Here is a 7,878-nt window from a genome sequence, read left to right as displayed (position 1 = left end):
AGGAAACGATGGTCTTCTCGTAGCGGGTGGCCAAGCGGCGATACTGCTTCATGCGTCCGAAAAAGCGTTCGATTTTGTTGCGGTCGCGGTAGGCATTCTCGTCCAGGGGCAGCGGTTGGGTGCGGTTGGGGTGGCTGGGGATGACGGCTTGAATACCGCGTTGAGCGCAATAGGCGCGGGTTTGGTCGCTGTCGTAGGCCGTGTCGGCCACTACCTGGCCCACGTCGAGGCCGTCGAGCAGGGGCAGCGCCTGCGGGCTGTCGCCGGCCTGGCCGGGGGTGGCGAGCAGGCGCACCGCGTTGCCCAGCGACTCGACGCAGGCGTGAATTTTGGTGCTCATCCCGCCCCGGCTGCGGCCGAGGCACTCGGTCTGAGCGTCGCTTTTTTTTGGCCCGCCGCGTGCTGGTGCGCCCGCACGATGGTCGAGTCGAGCAGCACCCAGTCCAGCTCCGGCGCTTGGACGACCTGGAAAAGGCGGCGCCAGACGCCTTTTTCGGCCAGCCGGCGGAAGCGTTTGCGGGCCGTGTCGGACTTGCCGAAGCGTTCGGGCAGGTCGGCCCACGGGCAGCCGGTGCGCATTATCCACACCACAGCGTTGAAAAACAGCCGGTTATCGACGGCCGTCGCCCCGCCATCGGCGGCCTTGCCGGAGAGGTGCGGGGCAACCAGGGCCCAGGTAGCATCAGAAATTTCGTGACGGCGCATGCTGAAAAGTAAATAAGCAGTAAACATATAGCTGATTTCTTATTGTCCTCACGCCCTAGTCCCCCCTCTCTTTTGGAGAGGGGGTTAGGGGGTGAGGTGAACGTGAGGCGAGCGGAAGCCCACCCCTACCATGAAAATCCTCACTGCCGCCCAGACCCGCGCCCTCGACCAAGCCACCATCGCTGAGCAGGGCCTCACATCAGCGCAACTCATAGAGCGCGCCGCCCAGGCATTGCTGTTCTGGTTTTACGACCAGTACGGCTACGACCGGGTGCCCGCCGATACGCTGCTGCTCTGTGGCCCCGGCAACAACGGCGGCGACGGCCTGGCCCTGGCGCGCCTGCTGCACGAGGCCAATTTCCGGGTGCGCGTGGCCCTGCTGCCCGCCGGCAGCTACTCCCCCGACTGGCAGCACAACCGCCAGTGCCTGCCCGCCGCCGTGCCCGTGGCCGAAATCAGCGCCGAGGCCTTGCCCGCCATTTCCGCCGATACCGTGGTTATCGATGCCCTGTTTGGCACCGGCCTGAGCCGGCCGCTGACTGGCTTGGCCGCCGCCGTGGTGCACCACCTCAACCAGGCGCAGGCCCGCGTGGTGGCCGTGGATATCCCCAGCGGCCTCTTCGCCGAGGCGCCCCAGCCGGCCGATAGCGCCGTGGTGCGGGCGCAGCACACCGTGAGTTTCGGCCTGCCCAAGTTGGCTTTTCTACTGCCGCAGAACGCGGATTTTGTGGGCGAATGGCAGGTGGAGGACATTGATTTAAGTTTTGATTTCATTACCAGCACCGCCACGCCCTGGCACTACACCGAAGCGGCTACGATGGCCAATCAGCTACTGCCGCGGCTCAGGTTCAGCCACAAGGGCACATTTGGGCACGCGCTGCTGCTGGCTGGCAGCCGGGGCAAGATGGGCGCGGCCGTGCTGGCGGCGGGGGCCTGCCTGCGCGGCGGCGTGGGCCTGCTCACGGCCCACATCCCCGGCTGCGGCTACGACATCTTCCAAATCAGCCAGCCCGAAGCCATGTGCCTGACCGACCCGCAGGCCGACCACATCAGCGAGTTGCCCGACCTGAAGCCGTACCAGGCCGTAGCCATTGGCCCCGGCCTGGGCCAGCACGCAGCCAGCCTCGCCGTGCTGCGCCAGCTGCTGGAAGCGGCTGGCCAGCCCCTCGCCAAAACCGGCCGCCCGTTGCCCCTCGTTCTCGATGCCGACGCGCTGAATCTGCTGGGCCAGCACCGCGAGCTGCTGGCGCTGCTCTCCGAAAACACTGTGCTCACCCCGCACCCCAAGGAATTTGAGCGCCTCACCGAGCCGGCCCGCGACGACTACCACCGCCTGGAGCTATTGCGCGACTTCGCCCAGCGGCACCGCTGCCTGGTGGTGCTCAAAGGCGCTTACTCCTGCCTGGCCACGCCCGGCGGCGAGCTACACTTCAACAGCACCGGCAACCCCGGCATGGCCACCGGCGGCAGCGGCGACGTGCTCACCGGCCTGCTATTGGCCCTGCGCGCCGATGCCCGGCTCCTCCCCTTCGAGGCAGTGCGGCTGGCCGTGTACGCCCACGGCCTGGCTGGCAACCTGGCCGCCGCCCAAACCGGCGAAGCCGGGCTGGTGGCCGGCGACATCGTGCGCCACATTGGCCCGGCGCTGCGCCAGTGTAGCCAGCGGGCTTAAAACACAAAATAAGCGGCCGCCTGCACCAGCAGCAGGCCATCGGTGAGCAGGGCGTAGAAATAGTCGCTGCGGGTTTCTTCGGCGGCGCGTACCACGCTGGCGGTGAGAACGCCGGGCAGCAGCACGGCCAGCGGCGGGGCACCCCGCGCCAGGCCCAGCGCCACCGAGGCCAGCAGGAACCCCAGGGCCAGCCGCCGGGCCCCGGCCACACCCAACACACCGGGAAAAGTGCGGGTGCCCGCCCGACGGTCGCGCCCGTAATCCCGAACGTCGAACACGATGGTAATAACCATTATCAGACAGAAGCGCTGGCCAAATAGTCCCGCAACTTCGGCCACGGGGTGGCGCAATAGCAGCACCGGCAGGCCCACGGTCACGGCCGTCCACACCAGGGCAATGAGGAAGCCTTTGAGCAGTGGGATTTCGCGTAGGGCCCGGCGCCGGCCGTGCCACGGCCACAGCGGCCACGAGTACAGCAGTGCCAGCGCCACCAGCGGCGTGAGTCCCGGCCAATAGCGCCACCAGCCATCCACAAAAAAAAAGAATCCGGCCGCCCCCGCCGCCCCGGCCGCCAGCCCCAGCAGGAGCGGGCGGTGGCGCTGCTGCCAGGCCTTGCGGGCCGAAGTACCAGCCGGCTCGCGGTGCTTAAAAGGCAGCGCAGCATCGAGGTTATACACAAGCAGCGTGGCGGCAAACACCAACGCCACCAGCCGGTATCCGGCGCTGCTGATGGCTGGCCACTGGTGCAGGGTGGCGGCCGTTTGGGCCGCCGCCGCCGCTGCCAGCCACGCGCTGCTGTAGAGCAAGGCATCGAGCACGCGCCCCAGTGGGTGGCGGGCAGCGACAGGACGAGCAGGCAGGTGCAGATTGGCCACGGGCAAAATTAGCGCCGCCGGCCGCAGTACCGGTTGGGTTCGGCCGGCCGAGGCCACGCGGAGTTGATACGTTCTGGTTTTGTCGCCATGCGCGCGCGCCTCATCCCCTAACCCAGAACTCCCAGCATCAGTAGCAACTACTTCGCTTAGGTTGCGAACAGCCTCTGAGCACCCGCGTAGAAGTAAGCGTAGCAAAAAGCTGTCATGCTGAGCTTGTCGAAGCATGACAACGCAGATAGAGTACGGTCACTTATACTCCTAGGACTTACGCACTCAGTTGCTGGCGCGCGTCTCCGACGCGTTGCCCACTGGTTTCGCGTCTCTGACGCGCGCGACCAACGAGACCAGACGGTGCGAAAGGCGGCGTTTGGAAACGCCAAGCCAGCAAGCCACGCGTCAGAGACGCGCGCCAGCAACTGAGTGCGTAAGTCCTGACTCCATTGCTTAATCACCAAACGCAAGAAAGGCGAAGCCGAACGTCAACCGTTCGTGCTTCGCCTTTGGGTAAGGATACTTGTTGGCGCTGCGCAGACCCGCGCCAGCTAACCTTATCTTTTACATGGCAGCCTGCAGCTGGCCGAAGGTTTCGTCGTAGAGCTTGATGCTGTCGTTGATGATGCGGTAGGCGTCTTCCTTGCCCATGAAGCGCTCTACTACCACATGTTTGTTGTGTTCGAGGGCTTTGTAGTCCTCAAAAAAGCGGCGCATTTCCAGCAGCGTGTGCGGGGGCAGGTCGCTGATGTCGTTGTAGTGATTTACCGAAATATCGTGAGCGGCCACGGCGATGATTTTATCATCTTCCTCGTCCTGGTCCACCATCTGCATCACGCCGATAACCTTGGCCTCCACGATGCACATGGGCACGATGTCGACCGAGCACAGCACCAGGATGTCCAGCGGGTCATTGTCGTCGCAATAGGTTTGGGGGATGAAGCCGTAGGCAGCCGGGTAGTGCACGGCCGAGAACAGCACGCGGTCGAGCTTCAGCAGGCCGCTGTCTTTGTCAAGCTCGTATTTGCCTTTGCTGCCTTTGGGGATTTCGATGATGGATTGCACCACCTGGGGGTTGTTGTCGCCGCGCGACACGTTGTGCCAGGGGTTGAAATAGGTATTTTTCATGTAACCTTGAGTGGATTGAGAAAGACAGAACAAACTCCCCTCCTTACCAACCGTAGGTCAGCGTAGCTAAGGAGGGGATGTTTCAGCCAACGGCTGAAACGGGGGTGGTTGTGGGCGCAAGGTTGGCGTTGAACGGCTCACCAAACAATTTGGTCACAACCTTATCACGCCAACCTTACGCATACAACCACCCCAGCCAAGCCTGGCGGCTTGACGTCCCCTCCTTAGTAAGGAGGGGATTAAACCGTTACTTCTTCAGCACTTCTACGAGTGGAACGCCGCTACTGCCGCTTGGTTCCTGAATGTGCAGGAAACGCGCCACGGTGGCCGCAATGTCCACGACTTGAACGGGCGTGGCCGATTCCCCGTGCTTTACGCGCCAGCCCCAAAAAAGTAGCGGCACGTGCGTGTCATACGCCCAAGTAGTGCCGTGGGTGGTGCCTTTAATTACCGGATACGAATAGGCTTCGAGCCAGCCGGGCAGCAGCGTCACGAGCACATCGCCGGAGCGGGGGGCGAAAAACCCGTTTTCCTGCAGCATGCCGGGGCCTTCGCTCCAGTGGGCGTTTTGCAGGTCGGTAGCGGTGCGGGTCTGGGCCACGCCGGGCAGCAGGAGCAATAGGGCAGCTACCTCAGCCTGGGTTTTGGCCAGGTCCAGGCCCTTTTGGGCCAGCAGAGGGCGGTTGAGGTACACCTGCAGGTTGCCGAAGTCGAGCACCCAGTTGCCGGGGCCGTGGCGGCGCGTGAGGGTGCGCTGCACCGAGTCGCGCATAGCCGTGTTGCCCACGCCGCCGGCGGGCATGCGGTGCTCCTGCAAAAAGCCCACGGCGTTGGCCGCGCCGTGGTCGGCGGTAAGGAAAACCAGGGCATTGTCCTTGCCCACGGCCTTGTCTATTTCGCTCAGCAGGCGGGCCAGGTCGCGGTCGAGGCGCAGGTAGGTGTCCTCGGCTTCCACGGAGTTGGGACCGAACTGGTGGCCCACGTAGTCGGTGCTGCTGAAGCTCACGGCCAGCATATCGGTAATACCGGGGCGCTGGCCCAGCTGCTCGGCGCGCAGGGTTTCGAGGGCGAAGTCCGCCGTGAGGCTGTTGCCGAAGGGCGTGGACCGGATGAGGTCGAGATTACGCGGGGAGGCTTTGGGAGTGGGCTCGCCGGCAGCTTTGGTGAGGGCCGTGACGGCGGCAGGCGGCGCGGCGCTCAGCGTGGGCAGGTCGTGCGGGAAAGTGGGCGTTTTCTCGCCCCGGAAACTGCTTTCCCAGGCCACGTCGTCGGGGGTGCTTTCGGTGTACTGGGCCAGGGGCAGCAGCGTTTCCCAGGGCTTGCTCAGGTACTGTGCGGGGCGTTCCTGCTGGTTGAAGGCCGCCACCCAGGCCGGCAGCTGCGGCATGTAGAAGGTGCTGGTGATGAAGGCGCCGTTGGTGCCGTCGTACCAGTAGGCGGCCGTGGCCGAGTGGCCGGCCGGCAGGATGCTGCCCCGGTCCTTCATGCTCAGCCCAATGACTTTGCTCTGGAAGTTAGTGGCCAGCCGCAGCTCGTCGCCGATGGTGGTACTCAGCATGTGGCGCGGCGACATCTGCCCGGCCGCCACCGAGCCGCCCACGGGCTGCACGGTTTTGTCCTCGGTCACGTAGGTGTCGCGGCCGCTTTCGCGCTCAAACCAGTTGTTGCCGATGATGCCGTTCACCGAGGGCGTGGCCCCGGTGTAGATGCTGGCGTGGCCCGGCCCGGTGTAGGTGGGCACGTAATTGTAGTTGCAGCTCTCGAAGCTGAAACCCTGGCCCAGCAGGCGCCGGAAGCCGCCCGTGCCATACTTGGCCCAGTAGCGGTAGAGGTAGTCGTAGCGCATCTGGTCGACCACAATGCCCACCACCAGCTTGGGGCGCGGCACCGGTTGGCCGGCTTTCTGGGCCAGAGCCGGAACGGCGGCCAGAGCCGTGAGCGCAAACAGAAATATCTTTTTCAAGCGGAATCAGGAATGCTAAGCGGCCGTAAAGATACTTCCGTTGCGCGTGTCCGGTGTTAAAGCGAAGGCTCATACCGAAAGAACCTCGTGCCGACAGCCCGTCATGCCGACCGTAGCCGAGGCATGACGGGCTGCCTGCTCATCAACCCGGTACTGGACCCAGCGCTGGCCCATACCCGGCCTCGTGGCGTTTTTGGAGGCTGCCCGCGCTGCCGGCCACAAAATTGACCTCGGCACCGGCTCGCCCCCCCCCCGAAATCGTCGCTATTCCACCACCAGCCGGGCTACCTGCCCGGCGGCGCGCACCACGTAGAGGCCGGGGGCCAGACCGGCTACGTCGAGGGTGGCGGCACCGGCCTGAGCGGGCACTGCGCGCACGGCTCGGCCCAGCGCGTCGAGCAGCTCGGCGGTAGTGGCGGCGGGAGGCAGCGTTAGCTGCACCCGGCCGGTGGCGGGGTTGGGGAAGGCGACCACCGGAACGGGCGCGGCCCGGCCCGGTGCCGTGGCCAGCGGGCCGGTGCCGCCATTGAGGCGGATGCCCACGGCATTACCCGCCGCGCTGGGCAGCAACAGGTCGAGGTCGCTATCGCCGTCCACATCGGCCAGCACGGTTCGGAAGGAACGCCCCGTGCCCCTTACCTGCGGGCCGTCGCTAAAAGCCCCCAGCCCATCGTTCAGCAACACGCGTACGGAGCCGGTCACGCTGTTGTCGTCGTAGGCCACCAACAGGTCGGGGTCGCCGTCGCCGTCCACGTCGCCCAGCACCAGCTCGATGGGAAAGGAGCCCACCGTCAGGGGTAGGCTCGAGTTGAACAGGCCGCTGCCGTTGTTGAAGTAGATGCCAATGCCGGTGCTCATCAAGCTGCCCACCGCGAAATCAACGTCGCCGTCGCCGTCCACATCGCCAGTGGCCAGCGCCAAAGCGGCCACGCCCACGCCCACGTCCGGGACGCGGTCAAATAAGCCGGCGCTGTTGTTCAACAGCACGCTTACCGTACTCGAGTTGGGGTTACTGGCCAGCACATCCAGGTCACCGTCGTTGTCCAGGTCGGCCAGGGCCACGCGGGCGGCGTTGCCGTTCAGAATTAGGTCCTGGCCGCCGCCAAAGGTGCCGCTGCCGTTGTTCAGCCGCACGCTTACGCTGCCCATGAAGATGAGGCCGCGGTTGGCCGTCACTAGGTCCAAGTCGCCGTCGCCGTCCACATCGCCCAGGCTCACATCGCCGGGTGCCAGCCCCACGCTCACGTTCTGGCTGCCGCTGAATACGCCTGTGCCGTCGTTCAGCCGCACGCTCACGCTCGTGCCCAGGCCGTTGCTGTAGTCGGGTGCCAGCAAGTCGAGGTCGCCATCGCCATCCACGTCGCCCAACGTTACGCCCAGGGGGCTGCCCGATACGGCCACGTTGCGGCTGAAGAGGAAGGTGCCGGTGCCGGTGTTCAGGGCCACCCCCACCAGGCCGCTCACCACGTTGGCCGTCACCAGGTCGAGGTCGCCGTCGCCGTCCACATCGCCCAGGGTGGCCGCCGCGGGGCCGCCGGCCACCG

At 65.4% G+C, this 7,878-nt stretch carries 5 protein-coding genes and 1 pseudogene; 1 reads left to right on the top strand and 5 read right to left on the bottom strand.

Annotated features, from left to right (window positions below; translation table 11 throughout):
* Positions 1-705: pseudogene (locus GM79_RS24685) on the bottom strand (IS5 family transposase); the annotation flags it as partial.
* Positions 706-835: 130 nt separating this feature from the next.
* Between GM79_RS24685 and GM79_RS06570 the strand changes: the two are divergent.
* Positions 836-2,377, top strand: coding sequence for an NAD(P)H-hydrate dehydratase (locus GM79_RS06570; RefSeq protein ID WP_035561111.1), 1,542 nt, complete (start codon positions 836-838; stop codon positions 2,375-2,377).
* Here the strand turns inward: GM79_RS06570 and GM79_RS06565 are convergent.
* From GM79_RS06565 to GM79_RS06550, 4 genes are all read right to left on the bottom strand, one after another.
* Complete coding sequence (locus tag GM79_RS06565) at positions 2,374-3,252, bottom strand: hypothetical protein (RefSeq protein WP_152559877.1); 879 nt, start codon at positions 3,250-3,252, stop codon at positions 2,374-2,376. The two genes, GM79_RS06570 and GM79_RS06565, sit on opposite strands and share 4 nt — an antisense overlap.
* A 555-nt stretch (positions 3,253-3,807) precedes the next feature.
* A complete protein-coding gene (locus GM79_RS06560) occupies positions 3,808-4,371 on the bottom strand; it encodes an inorganic diphosphatase (RefSeq protein ID WP_035561105.1) in 564 nt (187 codons plus the stop codon).
* Between the two features lie 247 nt (positions 4,372-4,618).
* Positions 4,619-6,334, bottom strand: a complete 1,716-nt coding sequence (gene pafA / locus GM79_RS06555; RefSeq protein ID WP_051718598.1) for an alkaline phosphatase PafA — start codon at positions 6,332-6,334, stop codon at positions 4,619-4,621.
* Positions 6,335-6,598: 264 nt separating this feature from the next.
* The coding region (locus GM79_RS06550; protein ID WP_035561101.1) for a T9SS type A sorting domain-containing protein at positions 6,599-7,878 on the bottom strand (1,280 nt) is incomplete at its 5' end.

The sequence above is a fragment of the Hymenobacter sp. IS2118 genome (assembly GCF_000715495.1).
Classification (GTDB): domain Bacteria; phylum Bacteroidota; class Bacteroidia; order Cytophagales; family Hymenobacteraceae; genus Hymenobacter.
The sequence above is the reverse complement of the archived record's forward strand: the minus strand, read 5'-3'. Positions and strand labels throughout refer to the sequence as shown.